The 710-nt window shown below is 69.2% G+C and carries 1 pseudogene; it reads right to left on the reverse strand.

The window, feature by feature from the left end:
* Positions 1 to 706, reverse strand: a pseudogene (locus tag ABFX51_RS39525) (IS5 family transposase); the annotation flags it as partial.
* Positions 707 to 710: the final 4 nt, after the last annotated feature.

Genomic DNA, 710 nt, shown 5'->3' on the forward strand with positions numbered 1-710 from the left:
AGGCGCCGGTAGCCGGTCAGCCAGGCGATGGTCCGTTCGATGACCCAGCGGTGTTTGCCGAGTTTGTCGCCGGATTCGATGCCTTTGCGGGCGATGCGCGGGATGATCCCGCGCTGGCGGAGCCAGTCGCGCAGGGCGGGAATGTCGTAGGCCTTGTCGGCGTGCAGCTTGACCGGTTTCCGGCGCCGGGGCCCGCGGCGGGACCGGATCGCCGGCAGCGCGTTGACCAAGGGTTTGAGCGCGTGGCTGTCGTGGGTGTTGGCCGCGGAGATCCCGACGGTCAGGGGCAGGCCTGCGCGGTCGGACAGCGCGTGGATTTTTGAGCCGGGTTTGCCGCGGTCGACCGGGCTCGGGCCGGTCAGTCCGCCCCCCTTTTGGCCCTGACGGATGCTCCGTCCAGGACCGCACGCGACCAGTCGATCATGCCGCGGCTGCCCAATTCGTCCAGTACCGCTTGGTGCAGCTGCCGCCACAGCCCGGCCTCGGTCCACTCGGTGAACCGGCGATGCGCCGTCGGCACGGTGACCCCGAAGCTGGGCGGCAGATGCCGCCAGGCGCATCCGCTGGTCAGCACGAACACGATCGCGGTGAACACTGCCCGATCGTCCACTCGTGACATTCCACCACCTTGTGGACGCGTCTTGCCCGGTGGAATGAGCGGGTCGACCAGCGCCCATAACTCGTCGGGCACCAGCCGCCGCGACAACCCA

Source organism: Amycolatopsis dongchuanensis (genome assembly GCF_039542405.1).
Taxonomy (GTDB): domain Bacteria; phylum Actinomycetota; class Actinomycetes; order Mycobacteriales; family Pseudonocardiaceae; genus Amycolatopsis_E; species Amycolatopsis_E sacchari.